The 17,032-nt window shown below is 60.0% G+C and carries 12 protein-coding genes; 10 read left to right on the top strand and 2 right to left on the bottom strand.

What is annotated here, in order from left to right; translation table 11 throughout:
• The first annotated feature begins 398 nt into the window (after nt 1-398).
• The 9 genes from PLJ71_11510 (at nt 399) to PLJ71_11470 (ending at nt 11,136) form a co-directional block, all read left to right on the top strand.
• Complete coding sequence (locus PLJ71_11510) at nt 399-1,787, top strand: ABC transporter substrate-binding protein (GenBank protein ID HQM49302.1); 1,389 nt, start codon at nt 399-401, stop codon at nt 1,785-1,787.
• Nucleotides 1,784-2,677, top strand: coding sequence for a sugar ABC transporter permease (locus tag PLJ71_11505; GenBank protein ID HQM49301.1), 894 nt, complete (start codon nt 1,784-1,786; stop codon nt 2,675-2,677). Before PLJ71_11510 ends, PLJ71_11505 begins: the two co-directional genes overlap by 4 nt.
• Complete coding sequence (locus tag PLJ71_11500; protein HQM49300.1) at nt 2,667-3,659, top strand: carbohydrate ABC transporter permease; 993 nt, start codon at nt 2,667-2,669, stop codon at nt 3,657-3,659. The genes PLJ71_11505 and PLJ71_11500 overlap by 11 nt, the downstream gene beginning before the upstream one ends.
• A 19-nt stretch (nt 3,660-3,678) precedes the next feature.
• Nucleotides 3,679-4,473 carry an inositol monophosphatase gene (locus tag PLJ71_11495; protein HQM49299.1) on the top strand — a complete coding sequence of 265 codons (795 nt, stop codon included), beginning with the start codon at nt 3,679-3,681 and terminating at the stop codon, nt 4,471-4,473.
• Between the two features lie 88 nt (nt 4,474-4,561).
• Nucleotides 4,562-4,804 (top strand): potassium channel family protein, encoded by a 243-nt coding sequence (locus PLJ71_11490; protein HQM49298.1) that lies wholly within the window; start codon nt 4,562-4,564, stop codon nt 4,802-4,804.
• A 39-nt stretch (nt 4,805-4,843) separates the two neighbouring features.
• On the top strand, nt 4,844-6,031 hold the full coding sequence (locus tag PLJ71_11485; GenBank protein HQM49297.1) for a mannitol-1-phosphate 5-dehydrogenase: 1,188 nt from the start codon (nt 4,844-4,846) through the stop codon (nt 6,029-6,031).
• Entirely contained in the window at nt 6,031-7,371 is a 1,341-nt protein-coding gene (locus PLJ71_11480; protein HQM49296.1) for a 2-oxo acid dehydrogenase subunit E2, read from the top strand. Before PLJ71_11485 ends, PLJ71_11480 begins: the two co-directional genes overlap by 1 nt.
• 15 nt (nt 7,372-7,386) lie before the next feature.
• On the top strand, nt 7,387-8,787 hold the full coding sequence (gene lpdA, locus PLJ71_11475; GenBank protein ID HQM49295.1) for a dihydrolipoyl dehydrogenase: 1,401 nt from the start codon (nt 7,387-7,389) through the stop codon (nt 8,785-8,787).
• A gap of 15 nt (nt 8,788-8,802) precedes the next feature.
• On the top strand, nt 8,803-11,136 hold the full coding sequence (locus tag PLJ71_11470) for a YfhO family protein (protein ID HQM49294.1): 2,334 nt from the start codon (nt 8,803-8,805) through the stop codon (nt 11,134-11,136).
• Nucleotides 11,137-11,167: 31 nt separating this feature from the next.
• Here PLJ71_11470 and PLJ71_11465 read toward each other — a convergent pair whose 3' ends face one another.
• Both PLJ71_11465 and pruA read right to left on the bottom strand, forming a co-directional pair.
• Entirely contained in the window at nt 11,168-12,274 is a 1,107-nt protein-coding gene (locus PLJ71_11465; protein HQM49293.1) for a tetratricopeptide repeat protein, read from the bottom strand.
• 221 nt (nt 12,275-12,495) lie between these two features.
• Nucleotides 12,496-14,124, bottom strand: coding sequence for an L-glutamate gamma-semialdehyde dehydrogenase (gene pruA, locus PLJ71_11460; protein ID HQM49292.1), 1,629 nt, complete (start codon nt 14,122-14,124; stop codon nt 12,496-12,498).
• 471 nt (nt 14,125-14,595) lie between these two features.
• Between pruA and PLJ71_11455 the strand changes: the two genes are divergently transcribed.
• On the top strand, nt 14,596-16,995 hold the full coding sequence (locus PLJ71_11455; protein HQM49291.1) for a hypothetical protein: 2,400 nt from the start codon (nt 14,596-14,598) through the stop codon (nt 16,993-16,995).
• The last annotated feature ends 37 nt before the right edge of the window (nt 16,996-17,032 follow it).

The following is a 17,032-nucleotide window of genomic DNA, read 5'->3' as shown; positions in this document are numbered from 1 at the left end:
CGGCGATCCCAGGGAGAACGTATCGCAGGGGGAATGGGGGCGAGATCCTGGCCCTTCAGGCCAGGCTGGTATGTTTCGCGCCGTTGGCGCGGGGATGCAAGACCATGGCAATTGGGGAACGGCGCCGAGACGATGCCCGGCGATCCCGGGGAGAGCGTGCCCCATAAGCGAGGGCGCCTCTTTGCGATAAACAATACAGGCAGGGGCTTAAAGGGCAAAGGGGGAGCAAGGAACTCCGAGGGCGAGGGCGTCCAGTGGCGTCAGGAACGGCGGGGGACGCTGCGGGAGAGAGGTTTGGGCGGCCGCAACGGCGGCACCGTGTAGATTCCCTCGGGTTGCAACCTGCATAATGGTGGTTCCCTGGCAGCATAGACGTTTTCCGAGTGAGACCGAATTTCATGAGAGCCACGTATATACGCTGGGTACTGGTGATAGCAGCATGCGCTGTCGTGGTGGCCCTGTTGTGGCCGTCCGAGGCGGGGTCGCCGGACGAAAAGGCTGCGCTTGAGGAAGGGCGTGTCATCATCACCTACTGGGACCGCCACACCGGGCATGAATTTGACGAACGTAAGGCGTTGATTGATGAGTTTAATGCCGTTCAGGATGAAGTCTACGTGCGGGCGCTCCCCGTGGGCTTCACAATGGAGAAACTGCTGACTTCTATCGCGGGGAGAACCCCTCCGGACATTCTGAGCACGGAAGGGTCGATCCTGACGGCTTTGGCGCCCCAACATTGCGTGATGCCCCTGGACGGCTTCATCAAAGAGTCCGAATCGATCAATCCGGATGACTTCTTTCCCCATATGTGGCGCGCGGTAACGTTTAACGGGCATACGTGGGGGATTCCTATCACCACGGACAGCATCTGCCTGTTGTGGAACAAGAGGGCGTTCCGGAAGGCGGGCCTTGACCCCGAACGGCCTCCGCGCACAATGGCGGAGCTAATCGAGTATGCGAGCAAACTGACGGTTCGCGATGCGGCGGGTTTGAAGCAGATCGGCTTTCTGCCCTGGCTGCCGTGGGATCACACGCACATGTGGGGCAGCCTGTTTGGGGGAAAATGGTTTGATGACGCCTCGGGGCGTTTTGTCTGCGGCGAGGACACGAACATCATCGCGATGTTCAAGTGGATGCAGAGTTTCTCGATCGACCCGAATGCAGAGAAGCAGCTTCCCTATGCGCTGAACCCGGAGATGGTAGCGGCGTTCAGGACGGGGTTCGGCGCGTATATGAGCGCGAACAACCCGTTTTATTCGGGGAAGGTTGCCATGACACAGGAGGGTGAATGGCAGGCTTCGTTTATCCCGCGGTACGCCCCGGAACTGGACTGGGGGGTTGCTCCTCTGCCGCAGCCTGAAGGCGCGCCGCCGCGCAGCTATTCGCCTACGTGCGTGCTCGACATGATTCCCGCGGGAGCGCCGCATCCCGAGGCGGCCTGGAAATACATCGAGTGGTTCAACAGTCCGCGTCCCGGCGGCCGCCCGTCGCCCGCAAGCGACTACAACCGCGCGATCAGCAATATCCCGTGCCGCCGTTCTGAAGCCACGCACGAGCGGTTCATGGGCGATCCTGTGTTTTCGGTATTCGTCAAAGAAGTGCTGACGAAGGAGACGCCCGTGATTCCGGTGACGCCGGTGGCACAGTATTTCGTCGATGAAGTGGAACGCGAGCGCGAACTGGTGGTGTTGCGCGAGAAGACGCCCGAACAGGCGGCTCGCGATACCGAGAACAACTGCAATGCGGAGCTGGACCGGATTCTTGCCATTATGAAACGGGACCAATCATGACGCGGATGGAGCGAAGGAACCTGCGCAACGGAATTCTCTTTGCTCTTCCGTACCTCATCGGCGGCTCGATATTCATGGTTTACCCGCTGGTGATGAGCGTGTATTACAGCCTGTGCCATTACAACATCATCACCCCGCCAACGCTTGCGGGGCTGGCCAATTACCGGGCCCTGTTTTTCCGCGACGAAGTTTTCTGGAAATCCGTGTACAACACACTGTATTTCACGGCGTTCTCGGTGCCGCTCAGTCTTATTCTCGCCGTGGGCCTTGCCGTGTTGCTGAACCAGGCCGTAAAAGGGCAGTCGGTCTTTCGCACGGTCTTTTTTTTGCCGACCATCGTGCCGATTGTGGCGTCGGCGGTGTTGTGGCTGTGGGTTCTCAACCCCGAAAGCGGGCTTATCAACGGCATGCTGCGGGAGTTTTTCAATGTTGAGGGTCCGGGATGGATTGCGGATATCCGGTGGTCGAAGCCTTCGCTGATACTCATGAGCCTATGGTCGGTGGGCGGCCCGATGGTGATTTTCCTGGCGGGATTGGCCGACGTGCCGGCGGTGTTGTATGAAGCGGCCGACATCGACGGCGCGGGACCCTGGCAGAAGTTCCGCAACGTGACGCTTCCCATGTTGACGCCGACGATTCTTTTCAATCTGGTGATGGGGCTGATCGGAGCGTTTCAGTACTTCACGCAGGTGTATGTAATGACCGCGGGAAAAGGCACCCCCGCCGACAGCACGATGTTCTACGCCTTGTACCTCTACCGGAATTCGTTTGTCTATCTGAAAATGGGCTACGCATCGGCCATGGCTTTGCTGCTTTTTCTGGTTATCCTGGCGGCCACGGTCGGGGTGCTGATCTCGTCCAAGCGCTGGGTGCATTACCATGGCGAGTAAGGCGGTCAACAAGATCTTGGTTTACGCCGTGTTGCTGGTATTGTCCGCGGTGTTCATCTCCCCATTTCTGTGGATGCTCTCGACGTCGTTGAAACACGAGTCGCGCATTTTCCCAAAGCCCGGCGAACCGCCCCAGTGGATTCCGACGACCGCCCGCGTCGATGCGGAGGGCCGCCCGCTTGTGGTGTACCAAGGCAAGACGGGTGTCGACATGGGCCGTGACAAGCTGGGGCGTCACATACTCCAATTGGGGGATGAGCAGGTGACCGCGTGGGCTGAGGATTTCGAGGTTCAACAGCGTGCGGGCCTGCATTGGCAGAACTACGCGGACGCGTTTCACAGGATGGCGTTCTGGCGGAACTTGCGCAACACGCTTTTCGTTTGCGTGACGGTGGTGCTGGGCACGCTGGTCTCGTGTTCGCTGGTGGCATACAGTTTCGCGCGTATTCCGTGGCGTGGGCGCGAGATCGTGTTTGTGCTCGTCCTGGCCACGATGATGTTGCCCTACCAGGTCACGCTGATTCCGTTGTTTGCGATGTACCGCCAGCTCGGATGGGTGGGTACGTTCAAGCCGCTCGTCATCCCCGCATTCTTCGGCACGCCGTTCTATATTTTCTTGCTCCGCCAGTTTTTCCTGGGCGTTCCTCAGGATTTGAGCGCATCGGCCCGTATTGACGGATGCAGCGAGTTCGGGATCTACCTTTTCATCATCCTGCCGCTGTCAAAACCCGCGCTTGCCACTACGGCGCTGTTCACGTTTCTGTTTCAGTGGGCGGACTTTCTGAATCCTCTGGTGTATCTTCAGGATGACCGCCAGTACACGCTTGCCATCGCGCTGCAGCAGTTTCAGAGCCAACATGAGAACGCATGGGGGCCGCTGATGGCCATGTCGAGCGTGATCACCATTCCCATCATTATTCTTTTCTTTTTGACGCAGCGCACGTTCATCCAGGGGATTACCCTGACGGGTCTCAAGGGCTGACACGTGCCGGAGAACGCCAATGAGCGAGCTCGAATTGATCGAGGAGGCTTTTGATGCACTTATTCCGTATGTGCGCGAACGCCATGAAGACAGGGAGTATCTGGACATTTCATCAAAGAGTCACGCAAACGATTTGGTGACGGAGGTGGATATCGAGGTGCAGCGCCAGCTCGTGTCCCTGATTCAGGAAGCTTTTCCTGACGATGTTGTGGTGGGGGAAGAGGGGAGGTATGCGCGGTACCCGGGCGATCCCTGTGCCCGGGCATGGCTCATCGATCCAATCGACGGCACCCAGAACTTCGTGCGTTCGCTCTTGCCAGAGTTCGGGATATCGATAGCATTCTCGCGCGGCGGCTTGCCGGTGGCGGGAGGAGTCGCCTTCCCGGTTACAGGCGATGTGTTCCTGGCGGAGCGGGGATCGGGGGCGCGGCGCAATGGCAGCCCCATTCATGTCTCCAACGTGCATTCTTTGTCTGTTGCGCGTGTCGAGATCGATTTTGGAGGACCGCCTGCGCGCCGGCCGACGCTGGACCGCGCACGGGAGATCCTGCTCAATGCCGGGCAGTTTCGGTGCCATTGCGCGGCTGTTCTTGGGCTATGCTCGGTCGCGACCGGCGACGGGGATGGATACGTGCACGTGTCGTTGCGTCCGTGGGATTACGCAGCGGGTCTTCTGCTGGCGGAGGAAGCGGGCGGCACATCGTCCGATCTGAGCGGCCATCCTTTACAGTTGTTTGGCCAGAATGACGGAGTTCTCGTTTCCAATGGCCATATTCACGAGGAATTGCTCGCGTATGTGACGCACGTGCAGTAAAGACTTGCTTTGACAACCGCATCGCGGCCCTCGCAAAATGGCTGTGATTGGGGTACTTGGAGGGCGTCGGCCCTGGGGCATGCTGACAATGGGGAAGGCGTTTGTTGCCATTCTCTTCGGTGTGGCGCTTTTCATGGGCGCATCCGTTTATGTTTTTCACCGGTCTCCCAACCTGAGCTGGCCGGACGCCGTGTATTTCACTGTAACCACCATGACCACTGTGGGTTATGGGGACATCAGCTGTTCGGAGGCGCCCCTGTTCGTCAAAGTATTCGGCATGGGGACGATGATTGGCGGATCGAAAACGGGTTGCGGACAAGGTATACTCTAGTTCCCTTCATGCCGAACCGCTGAATAGAAAGGACTACGCTTGAAAAGAGCTCTGCAATTGGGGGCCGGCAATATTGGCCGGGGGTTTCTTGGGCAACTTTACTACGAATCGGGGTACGCGGCGACATTCGTGGACGTGCTCGACGACGTGGTGCAGGCGCTGAACAAGCGCGGGGAGTACCCGTTACGGATCGTCGACGAAGAGCCGCAGACGTTGTGCATCCGGAATGTCTCGGCGTTGCATGCGGGTGATGTCGATGCCGTGGCGCGGGCAATTGGGGAGGCGGATCTGGCGGCAACGGCTGTGGGGGTCAATGTGCTGCCCAAAGTGGCGCCAACGATTGCGCGCGGCATCGAGAAACGGTTCGCGAACCCCTCGGCGCGGCCCTTGAACTTCATCGTGTGCGAAAATCTCATTGGGGCGGGGCCGTTTCTGCGGGAAAAGGTAAGAGAGCACCTTGAGCCGAGGTTCCATGCGGTTCTGGATGAGAAAGTCGGTTTCGTTGAGGCCAGCATTGGCCGCATGGTGCCGATCATGACGGAGAAGGAGCGCGCGGAGGATCCGCTGCTGATCTGCGTGGAAGCCTACTGTGAACTCCCGGTGGACAAAGAAGCCTTCAAAGGCCCTATCCCGAAACTCAACAACCTCCTGCCCAAGGCCAACTTCGGGGCCTATGTTGAGCGCAAACTGTTCGTGCACAACTTGAGCCATGCGACCGCGGCGTACCTTGGCTACCTCCGCGGTCATGAATACATCTGGCAGGCTATGGAAGACGGGAGGGTGCTTGCTGGCATGAAGGCTGCGACAGCCGAGTCCTGTGAAAGCCTGGCGCGGAAATGGGGAATGGACAAAGCGGATCTGGAGGCGCATGCAGCGGATCTTGCCAGACGGTACCGCAACAAAGCCCTGGGCGACCAGGTTCGGCGGATTGCCGCGGATCCGATCCGGAAGCTGGGTCCGAAGGACCGGCTCATCGGGGCCGGCCTCATGTGTCTGGAGCAAGGTATTGTGCCTGAACACATTGCATTTGCAGCGGCCGCAGCAATCCGGTACGATCATCCTGCTGACGGTGCGGCAGGGCGTCTTCAATCCACTCGGGCACGCGGTGGCGTTGAGGCGGTGCTGCAGGAAATATGCGGTCTGAACCCCGGCTCGGAACTGGCCCGGCTGATTCTGGAAGCCGGGGCGCGTCTCCGGCAAGAGGGTTGGATTGAACAGGATAAGTGATGCAAGAGATTAAACTTCCACAATTAGGGCAGTCGGTTGAAGAGGCGTCCATCGTTGAGTGGCGTAAACAAGAGGGCGAGCCGGTCAAGGCCGGGGAGGTCCTCTTCTCGGTCCAGACCGACAAGGCTGAAATCGAGTGTGAATCCACGGCCGCGGGCATTTTGCGGAAGATCCTGGTCGAGCCAGGTATCGAGGTGCCCGTTATGACCGTTGTCGCCTTGGTCGGCGACGTGAAGGAGGCCCTGCCCGACCTGTCCAAGTATGGCGTGGCAGCCCGGGGGGCAGCGAAGCCTTCCGAGACGGCCGCCCCGAAAGCAGGCGCCGCGCGTCAAGAGTCCAGGGCGTCTATGGAGACGGAGATGGCGCCCACAGCGGCTCCTGCCGGCCGTACGCCCGTATCTCCCCGCGCGCGCAAGCGGGCCGAACAGCTTAAGGTTGACCCGGCCTTCGCGCGAGGGACAGGCGCGGGCGGGCGCGTGATGGAGGCGGACGTCGAGGCCTACGCATCACAAATAGCAATCACGCCTACGGCGCGGAAAATGGCATTAGAGCATGGCTTAGACCTTGCCCGGATCGAAGGCACAGGACCCGGCGGCAAGGTTACGAAGGACGACGTGGAGCGGGCTCTCGTCGCGCCTCGTGTTGCCGCGGCGCCGGCGGGTTTGGCCATGGTTTCGGGGAAGGTTCAGCGGGTGCCCCTCTCCCCCATGCGACGCATTATCGCGGAGCGGATGGCGGCGAGCAAGTACAGCGCCCCGCACTACTACATGACCGTCGAGGTTGATATGGCCGCATCAATGGCCTTCCGCCGCTCGTGCTCGGAATTCAAGGCGTCCTTCAACGATTTGGTGCTTCGCGCGGTAGCGCTCGCTATTCAGCAGCATCCTCAGGTTAATGCGCGCTGGGCGGGTGATGCCATCGAACTGGCAGGCGATATCAACCTCGGATTCGCGGTGGCGTTGCCGGCGGGCCTGATCGTGCCGGTGGTGCGCCAGGCACAGAACAAGACGCTCAAAGACATCAACCGGGTCTGTGGGGAACTCGCCGAGAAAGCCCGCACCGGGAAGTTGCTGCCCGATGATTACTCGGGGAATACGTTTACGGTGTCGAATCTCGGTGCGTTCGGCGTGGACCATTTCACGGCTATCATCAACCAGCCGGACAGCGCGATTCTGGCGGTCGGCCAAATCAAGGAACGGCCCGTGGTAATTGACGGCGGCATCCACGTGCGGCCAATCATGAAGATGACCCTGTCGAGCGATCACCGGGTAATAGACGGCGCGGTGGCTGCCCAGTTCATGAAGACCCTCAAAGGCATTCTGGAAGACGCGAACTTTTAAGAAGGAATATCAGGAATGATCGCATGTGATGTGGCGGTGCTTGGCGCCGGTCCTGGTGGATATGTGGCTGCAATCCGCGCCGCGCAACGGGGCGCGAAGACCGTTGTCGTGGAGCGCAACCAGTTGGGGGGGGTGTGTTTGAATTGGGGATGCATTCCCACCAAGACGCTCATCCACACTGCTGAGCTCTACCGGAAACTGCGTGATGCGGAACGCTTCGGACTGAAGGTCAAAGGCGTTTCCGTGGACATGAAAGGCCTGCTCAAGCATAAAGACGATGTCATCAAGACCAACCAAGACGGCATCAAGGGGTTGTTCAAGGCTTACGGGATCGAGGTGGTCAAGGGCAAGGGCGTGGTGACAAAGCCCGGGGTCGTGAGGGTGGGGAAGGAAGAGATTTGCGCCAAGGCGGTTATTGTGGCGACGGGTAGTTCTCCGGCGCGTATCCCCGGGCTGGAAACAGACGGCGAACGCATCATTGGAAGCACCGAGGCACTGGACCTGGCTGAAATTCCGAAACGGGCCACGGTGATTGGAGCGGGTGCGGTGGGCGCAGAGTTCGCCTGTATCTGGAACGCCTTGGGTTCCGAGGTCACCCTGGTCGAGATGATGCCGGCCGTGCTTCCTCTCGAGGACGAGGAATTGACCAAGCGGCTGGGCGCGCTGTTTGCGAAGCGCGGCATTAACGTACTGACGGGGACGACCGTAAAATCAATGTCGCGCAAGGGGGACACTGTTACGCTGAAGCTTTCGGGCGCAAAAGAGGATTCAATAAAGGCAGATTACGTCTTGGTAGGGATTGGTGTCCGCTACAACTCATCGGCGGTCACCGATGTACCCTCGCTGGGAATCAAGGTTACCGAGAAGGGCGCCATCGTGGTGGACAGACGCATGGAGACGAACATCCCGGGCATTTTCGCCATTGGCGACGTTACGGGCAAGACCATGCTGGCCCATGGCGCGTCGGCAGAAGCCATCGTCGCCGCTGAAAACGCTACGGGCGGCAACCGCGTGATGGATTACCGTGTTGTGCCGGCCTGCACCTTCACCTATCCGGAAGTAGCGCGCGTGGGGCTCACCGAGAAGGAGGCCGTCGCAACGGGTGCATCAGTCAAGGTTGGCCGGTTCAGCTACAGGGCCAGCGGCCGCGCCCACGCCATCGGTGAAACCGAGGGTATGGTGAAAGTCGTGGGTGACGCGGCGACGGGCGAGGTACTGGGCATTCACATCATGGGGGCCGAAGCGGGCGAGCTGATTGCATCGGCTGCCATGGCCATGCAGCTGGAGGCAACGGTTGACGAGGTGGCTGACACAATACACACGCATCCCACACTGTCTGAGACGATCAAGGAGGCGGCGGAGGATTTTCTCGGCCTGGGCATTCACACGCCACCCAAGAAACCAAAACGCGGGTAAATCTGGGAGGAACTCGTGAGACCCTGGATGCGGAGTACGCTGGAGCATCTTGTTTGTCTCGGCCTGATCGCGGCAGGAGCTTTCGCGGCGCTGTATCCCGTTGTGTTGCAGGGGCGGGTGCCCATTCCGGTGGCCGGCACGCTGTTTACGCCGCCGTGGGAGGAGGCACGGCCTTCCGGCCTGGAACCAACAGGACAGCCTTCCCAGGCTGCGGCCAGACAGTATTACCCGTGGTACGCGTTCCTGAGCGATGCGGCCGAGCGGAATGATTCCCTTCTGTGGGATCCTGTCGAGGGCTGCGGCATACCGTTTTTTGCGTCATGGCGCTCGCGTTGTTTGTCACCTTTCAGTCTGCCCTTTTACTTTTTTGATGTGAAGACGGGGCTCAGACTCTCGGCATTTCTGAAGGTTTTCGTGGCGGGCCTTTGCGGTTTGGTAGCGGGCCGGCGGCTGGGGTTTGTGCCGTCGTTATCGTTGTTTATCGCGTTATCGTTTCAGCTGAGCGCGATATTCTTTTATTGGCTCGCTTCGCCGCTGTCCGACACCTTGCCGTGGCTTCCGTTACTGCTTATTTTCGTTGACCGCCTTGCGCTGGGGCGCATCCAATACTGGCCGTGCGGAGCGCTGGTGCTGGCGGCAATGCTTCTGGGAGGCGAGCCGGAAGCCCTCGGCGGCCTCCTTATCGTGACCATGATCTTCATCATTGCGCGCAACCTCCTGGGCCAACGGGGAGGGACCCAGCTTTTTTCGAGTATCAGCACATACGTTATTGCGGTGGTGGTTGCGGCGGCCCTGTGCGGCGTCCAAGTGCTGCCTTTCTATGAACTGGTGCGAGAAAGCGCCAGCCTGGGAAATCTCGAACCTGCCGCCGACCTCAAACTGACCCACGTGGCGGGGTTGTTCCTGCCGCATCTTTTTGGGAGAACGCCGTACAGTCTCGCAAGCGAGGAGTTGTGCGCGGAGGCGCGCGTGGCGCTTCTCCTCCATGTGGGGATTATCCAGCTGTCTCTGATTCCGCTGTGGTTTGCGCTGAGACGCTATTCGACGCCCCCGCAACGTCATCGCATTGAAGCATTGCTGATTGCCTCGGCAGGCGCCGTTTTTCTGTCCGTCCTGGGCTGGACCTTGCTTGCAGACGTGTTCCCCTTCAGGCGCCTGCGTCCGGAGCACCTCCTTGCGGCGGGACCGCTGCTGGCTGCGGTTATCGCGGCCGCCGCCGCCGAGGAATGGGTTTCCCTCGATGCGGAAGCGTGCAAGCATACATTGAAACGTTTGGCGATGATATTGCCCGTGGTATTCGTGGGCGCGGCGATTATCGGCGCGCTGGGATGGCAGAGCGCCAAGTCGGAGCAGCTGCACCTCGCGGGACAGGCTTTGATCCCAGCCATCTCTTTCCTGTTGGTTGCCTTACTGATACTGGTCACGCTGCTTAAGCCTTCGCAACGCCTTATAGGCTATTCCCTATGCGTGTTGACGATCCTGCAGTCCATGGCAGTTTTCCACCCGGGAAACACCTACCCGGCATTTATGCCCCCCGAAACGGTTTTCCCGAGCACGGACTTCGTCGCGGCCCTCAAGGAGAGCGGGTTGCGGGCGGGAGGCAGCTTGCATCTCAAGGACTGGCCCTTGACAGGGAATCTGATATCTCAAACATACGCGCCCAGCGGGGTGGTTTTGAAACGGCATCGCGCATTTTTCGAGGCTTCCGAGCGGGACCCGCTTTTGCTCCGGCGCACAGGCGCAGGGAGTCTTGTTCTGGCCAAGGAAGACATTCAAGGGGTTTTTGCGCCGGTGCGGCCCTTATTGCGTCTCAGCCATGTGCTGCCTTCGGGCGCCGGCATCTTCGAGGATCTTGAGGCCAAGCCACGCGCGTGGCTGGCCTTCGACTGGCGTCCGGTCGAGACGTTTAATCCGGAACAACTTGATGGGAAGCTTCCGCCGCTGGTGGAAGGGCCTGTTCCTCCCGCGGTTGAAGGGTCGGATGCAGCCACGGCCACCATCTTGCCGGAAAGCACCAACGCCTGTCTGCAGATCGCGATTGAATCCGACAAGGCGGGGGTGCTGTATTTGGCGGATGCCTGGTATCCCGGGTGGAATGCTGTTATCGATGGAAAGCCGGCGGAGATTTTTCCTGTTGACGGTCTTTTCCGGGGGTTGCGAGTGCCAGAGGGTACGAGCCGGATTGAAATGGTGTATGAACCCCGCAGCCTGGTTATGGGCGCGTGGACAAGCCTGGGCGCTGCGGCTGTAACAGCGGGTTTTGTCTTGTACCTGGGATTCCGGTGGTTGTTGAAACGGCACCGCGCCCGGCGGCTCGAACAGGAATACCAGTCGTCCCCCGCACTCTAGCCGGGGGTGCGCCGTAAGCCCTTTCACCGTCTCACGGCAGTTCTTCCGCGATCTCTTCGACGGGTTCCATGCCGAGATCGAGTGCGCGTTTATAGAATGGCTGGGCTGCGTTTGCGTCGTCCTTCTCGACGACATACCACCAGGCAAGATTCATGCAGGCTGGGCCGTATTCGGGCCATTGTTCGGTGATGGCTTTTGCTTTTGCGATAGCCTCGTCTATCTTTCCCTGGTGGGCGTAGGTAACGGATAGGGCATTATGGGCGTCCACGAAGCCGGGTTGCCTTTGAATGGCGTTGTTGAGGCGAGCGATAGCCTCATCGAATCTCTTCTCATTCATGGCGACCTTGGCAAGATGATATTCGCCGACAGTATCATCTTCCAATCCGAGGCTGACGGCGAGGGCTGCTCCCGCCGCCTCGACTGTCTGAGCAAAGTCGTCGCGAAGCGACCGGGCGCCGCCGCGCCACTGGTCAAGCACGCCGCGCTCGACAGTCAGGCGGGCGCCTTTGACTTGAGGCGAGACGCGGTCCGTGGGATCGCCTAAACGGTCGCAGGCAAGCACCGGAGCGGGTGTCACGACGATGTCGTCCGACCACAACGTGCTGCCGGAAGGCAGAGCGACCTGGCGGGCGTCGATTTTGACCGCCAGTGTTCCGTCGTGACCGAACACTCCGTGCGTTGTTCGGAGCAGGAGCAGCGTATCGTGGTTTTGCCGGGCGAGTCCTTCGTATTGCGCGGCCATGGCTTCGCGGCGGCTGGAGTAACCCGCAGTCGTGCTTATGGGCGGGACCTGCGCCAATTTGTCGCCGACGTCGTCTTGGAGGCGGCGTTCGAGCCCTTTTGCGAGAATCGAGGCGGTATCGTCCTCGCCGAGGATTTCGCGGATCTGGTCTCGGTACTGGGCGTTGACGACGGCGTCGACGCCGGTGCCTATGACGATGCCCGCCGAGCCCGCCAGGCGCAGACTCTTGCCCGCGGGCGACAGAGCAACCACGAGCTCGTCATTAGTTTGCTGGAGCGACCAGACCGGCGACACCGCATCGCGAAGGGTTAGTTCCGGGGGGCGGCCCGTTGTGGCGCATCCCGCGGCAATCAGTGCAATCCCGGCCATGGCAACACGCGCAATCGGCACCCGCATCGTACGCTCTCCTTTTAGCTGTCCGCTGGCGGCGGAGGCGGCTTCGTATCGATTGAGACCCGGAACCCGATAGACTTCGATGCGAGGAATTATGCTACCGGGGCGCGGGCAGCAACGCAAGCTGCCCGCGTCTCGAGGGTAACCGGGGACACGCAGCCGCGCCGGGTGCGGCGCTTGGCATATGTCCCCGATTTCCGCGCCTTGGGTACAGCTCCGTTCGACTATTCCGCCATATGCGGATACCGGTAATTGGTCGGGGGCAGGAAGTTCTCCTTGATGGAACGGGGAGACACCCACCGCTCGAGGTTCAGCCAGGAGCCGGCCTTGTCGTTTGTGCCGGACGCGCGGCTTCCTCCAAAGGGTTGCTGTCCGACCACGGCGCCGGTCGGCTTGTCGTTGATATAGAAGTTGCCCGCTGCGTTCACGAGCGCTTTCGAAGCTTTGACGATGGCTGACCGGTCTTGCGCGAATATGGCGCCAGTTAATGCGTAAGGACTGGTCTCGTCGCACAGGTTCAATGTGGCTTCGTATTCCTTTTCCGGATATACGTAGACGGTCAACACGGGGCCGAATATTTCCTCGGACATAAGTCGGGACTTAGGTTCTTCGCTGAGGACAACCGTAGGCTCGATGAAATAGCCTTTCGAGTCGTCATACTTGCCGCCGGCCACTATATCGAGACTGGGATCGTTCTTGGCAAAATCGATATAGCCGGAGATGTTGCGGAACGATGGCGCATCGATTACGGCGCCCATGAAGTTTTTGAAGTCGCACACGTCGCCCATGGCGATCGTGGCGATCTGGTCGAGAAGCCGGGTTTTCAGGGTTGGCCACAAGCTGTCAGGAATGTACGCACGGCTGGCGGCCGAGCATTTCTGCCCCTGGTACTCGAATGCCCCGCGCAAGAGGCCCGTGGTCAATGCGTCGACGTCGGCGGAGGCATGCGCGAAGATGAAATCCTTCCCCCCCGTTTCTCCAACGATGCGCGGATAGGAGTAGTACTTGCGAATGTCCGATCCTACCGCGAGCCAGATGGTGGAGAACACCTTGGTGCTTCCAGTGAAATGCACACCGCCGAGGTCCAGGTGGTCGAGAACAGGCGGTCCGATGGTGTCGCCGGGCCCGGGGACCATGTTGATGACGCCGTCGGGCATGCCGGCTTCTTTGAGGATCTTCATGATGTAGTAAGCAGGCAATATCGCGCTGGACGCGGGCTTCCAGACGACAGCGTTGCCCATCAGCGCGGGCGCGGTGGGGAGATTCCCGGCGATCGAGGTGAAGTTGAAGGGGGTGATTGCAAACACGAAGCCCTCGAGGGGGCGGTGCTCCATGTAATTGAGGACCTGGTGGCTTGACATCGGCTGGTCGTCATAGATCTGGGTCATGAAGTAGGGGTTGAAGCGCCAGAAATCGATCAGTTCGCATGCCGAGTCGATCTCTGCCTGGAAACAGGTCTTGCTCATGCAAAGCATCGTAGCTGCGTTGAGGATCTGGCGGTACTTGCCGGATAAGAGCTCGGCGGCCTTCATCATCACCGTAGCGCGGTCGGACCAGGGCATGAGCGACCATTGGTGCTTGGCGGCGTTGGCGGCGTCGATGGCCAGATTCGCATGCAAGGCATTGGCCTGATGGTAGTGTCCGAGTAGCTGCGAGCGATTATGGGGACACCGCATCTCTACCAGTTTGTCTGATTTTACGTCTTTGCCCGCGATGACAATGGGCACTTCGACGGGATTGTCGATCATGCTTTTCAGGACTGCCTGCAACTCGGCCCTTTCTTTGGACCCGGGCGCGTAGCTCAGTATGGGTTCATTCTTTGGCTGGGGAATATGGAATAGTCCGTTAAACATACTTGACCTCCTGTTTGTAAGACGTGGCGCCCACGCCCGGTAGCAGTGCCCGCTTTCGATGCAAAGAGACCGCGAAATCCCCGTCCTTCTCACAGGGGAAGATCACCGGCATGGCTGACGAATGCGGTTACGCCGCACCCCCTTCTTTCCGCAGACTGTGCCGTTACTGCCCCCGAGATTCGGCCGGAAACCCTATGTTGTAAGGAAGTATGAGGAAAATGTCAAATCTTCGAAACGGCCGAAAGGGCATGCAACCTCAGCCAAACGTATCACGCGAATTCGGGGTACTTTCTCCCCCTCCCCCAAGGAGAGGGAAGAACCGACTTCATTGTGAGGATCAAATGGGTCTGACTGGTCTGACCACTGACTGGTCCATCCGACTTATCATAATTTCGCCGAACGTGTTTTCGCGCGCGTTCTTTGATACGCTGTTTTCGAGAAGCGTACGAAGTGAAGCGAAGGGGAAAGACTATGTGCAGCCATCACAGCGTCAGGTTGTCGAGGATCTTGTTTCTTGCGTGTCTTGTGGCGGTTTCGGGTGGCCGGCCCCATGCGGGTGAGGCGCCGCCCGGCGTTGATGTATCCGCAGCGACAGTTGTTGTCCGGGCGAGCGAGCGGCCGCCCGCGGAGCAGATGGCCGCAACCGTGTTGATCGAGGAGGTTGCGAAGCGTACAGGGCTGCAGTGGACGCAATCGGCAACGTGGCCTGATGCGGGTCCGGCGGTCGCAATCACGCTGGCCGGGACAACGTCCGGCTGGCCGCGCGAAATTCCAGCACGGCAGGGCGAGCGTCTTCCTGAACTCAAGCCTGAGGGGTTTCGGTTGTGCGTTGAGCATCGGGAAGGGGCAGCGCCCACGGTTTGGATCATCGGCGCCGACGCCCGCGGGGCGCTTTTCGGAGCAGGGCAGCTTCTGCGAAGTATGAAGTGGGCGGAGGGCAGGGTGTCTCTTCCAGACGATCTTGACGTGTGCACCGCGCCGCAATATGGGATCCGGGGTCACCAGCTCGGGTACCGCAACACGGCCAATGCTTATGACGCGTGGGATGTGGCGACGTATGAGCAGTACATCCGCGAACTGGTCATTTTCGGGGCGAACTGCATTGAAAACATCCCTAACCAGGACGACCCAGGCCCGCATGCGCGTGTGCCGCGTGACCAGATGAACGTTGCCATGTCGGAGATCTGCCAGCGGTATGGGATTGACTATTGGGTGTGGATCCCGGCGACATTCGATTTGAACGACACGGCGTACCGCACCCAGTCGCTTGACGAGCTCGAGAACCTCTTCAAGAGTTGTCCGGAGCTCAGCGCCGTTTTCATACCTGGAGGAGACCCGGGAGACAACCCCCCGGACATGCTTCTGCCTTACGCGGAAGACATGGCGAAACGGCTGCAACCGTACCACCCGGCCGCGAAGGTCTGGATCTCGCTCCAGGGCTTCGAGTCTGATGCGGTGGACGCCTTCTTCGCGTGGATTGACGCGCGACAGCCGGAATGGTTCGGGGGCGTCGTTCATGGGCCATCGAGCCCTTCGATAGCCGATACACGGCGCCGTCTTTCGAGGCAGTACGGTCTTCGGCATTATCCGGACATTACGCATAGCCTTGTTTGCCAATATCCGGTTTACTGGTGGGACCAGGCGTACGCGTTGACGCTGGGCCGGGAATGTCCGAATCCTCAGCCTGCGTGGTACACGCACGTTCACAATTGGTATGCGCCGTGGACAGACGGTTTCTTGACCTATTCGGATGGCATCAACGACGACATGAACAAAGCGGTCTGGAGCCGTCTCGGCTGGGACCCGGCTACCGAGCCGCGCCAGACCTGCCTCGAGTACGCGAACCTTTTTTTCGGACCGGCGGTTGCAGAGCGCGCGGCCGATGGAATCCTCGCGCTCGAGAAGAACTGGGAAGGGGTTCTCGCTGACAACGGGGGTGTAGACGCGACCTTGCTGCTCTGGCAGGCCCTTGAGGCTGTTTCTCCGCGACTGGGGGGCAATTGGCGCTGGCAACTGTGTCTACTGCGTGCCTATTACGACGCCTACACGCGGCACCGGCTTCTTTACGAGACCCAACTCGAGGCATCAGCCAACGAGATCCTGGCGCAAGCCCCCGTGCTCGGGGCCAGCGCGGTCATGGAACAGGCGGAAGCAATTTTGAAACGCGCCGAAACCAATCCGGTCAGGGTGGAATTGCGGCGGCGGGTCGAGGAATTGTGCGTTGCAATGTTCGACTCCATCGGGTATCAAACGAGCGTCCCCCGGTTCCAGGCGCGTAACGGTGAACGGGGCGCGATCCTTGATTACGTGGACCGTCCTCTGAACAACCGCTGGTGGCTCGAGGACGAATTCGTCAGAATACGAACGTTCCCGACGGAGGAGGAGAAGCTGGCGCGCCTCGAGGTGATTCGGACTTGGGAATCGCCCGGCCCCGGCAGCTACTATGACGATATCGGCAACGTGGCTCAGATGGAACACGTGGCATTGCCGCCGGGTCCGTGGGTGGAACCGGACTTGGTTGAGGCACGCAACCCGCACTTTCCCTGGACCGACAACGGGTTCAGCCGCGCGCGGTTGTCGTGGTTGTGCCTGATGCGTTGGCCGGAAGAACTCGCCTACCGCGGCCTGGACCCCGATGGAGACTACGTGTTGCGGGCAACAGGCAGCGGCGGTTTGCGGCCAGTGGTGGACGGAACGGCTCTGGTGCCTTCCGCATACCCTCGGGAACCGGGCGCGTTCAAGGAGTTTCCCGTCCCACGTGAATTGGTAAGGGATGGCGAGATCACCTTGACCTTTGGCGACATTGACGAGTATCACCTGAACTGGCGTCAGTGGTCCTATCTCGCCGAGATCTGGTTGGTCAAGAAATAGCAGGACCGGCTTTTTTCGTTTGCGAGGAACTATCGCA

It is taken from the genome of Candidatus Hydrogenedentota bacterium, from assembly GCA_035416745.1.
GTDB lineage: Bacteria > Hydrogenedentota > Hydrogenedentia > Hydrogenedentales > SLHB01 > UBA2224.
This window is presented reverse-complemented; position numbering and strand designations above follow the sequence as displayed.

Excerpts from the sequence above, each read along its gene's own strand:
- PLJ71_11490 (HQM49298.1), top strand. The coding sequence starts at position 4,562 with ATGGGGAAGGCGTTTGTTGCCATTCTCTTCGGTGTGGCGCTTTTCATG.
- PLJ71_11455 (HQM49291.1), top strand. The coding sequence starts at position 14,596 with ATGTGCAGCCATCACAGCGTCAGGTTGTCGAGGATCTTGTTTCTTGCG.
- PLJ71_11495 (HQM49299.1), top strand. The coding sequence starts at position 3,679 with ATGAGCGAGCTCGAATTGATCGAGGAGGCTTTTGATGCACTTATTCCG.
- PLJ71_11510 (HQM49302.1), top strand. The coding sequence starts at position 399 with ATGAGAGCCACGTATATACGCTGGGTACTGGTGATAGCAGCATGCGCT.
- PLJ71_11500 (HQM49300.1), top strand. The coding sequence starts at position 2,667 with ATGGCGAGTAAGGCGGTCAACAAGATCTTGGTTTACGCCGTGTTGCTG.
- PLJ71_11505 (HQM49301.1), top strand. The coding sequence starts at position 1,784 with ATGACGCGGATGGAGCGAAGGAACCTGCGCAACGGAATTCTCTTTGCT.
- PLJ71_11480 (HQM49296.1), top strand. The coding sequence starts at position 6,031 with ATGCAAGAGATTAAACTTCCACAATTAGGGCAGTCGGTTGAAGAGGCG.
- lpdA (HQM49295.1), top strand. The coding sequence starts at position 7,387 with ATGATCGCATGTGATGTGGCGGTGCTTGGCGCCGGTCCTGGTGGATAT.
- PLJ71_11465 (HQM49293.1), bottom strand. The coding sequence starts at position 12,274 with ATGCGGGTGCCGATTGCGCGTGTTGCCATGGCCGGGATTGCACTGATT.
- pruA (HQM49292.1), bottom strand. The coding sequence starts at position 14,124 with ATGTTTAACGGACTATTCCATATTCCCCAGCCAAAGAATGAACCCATA.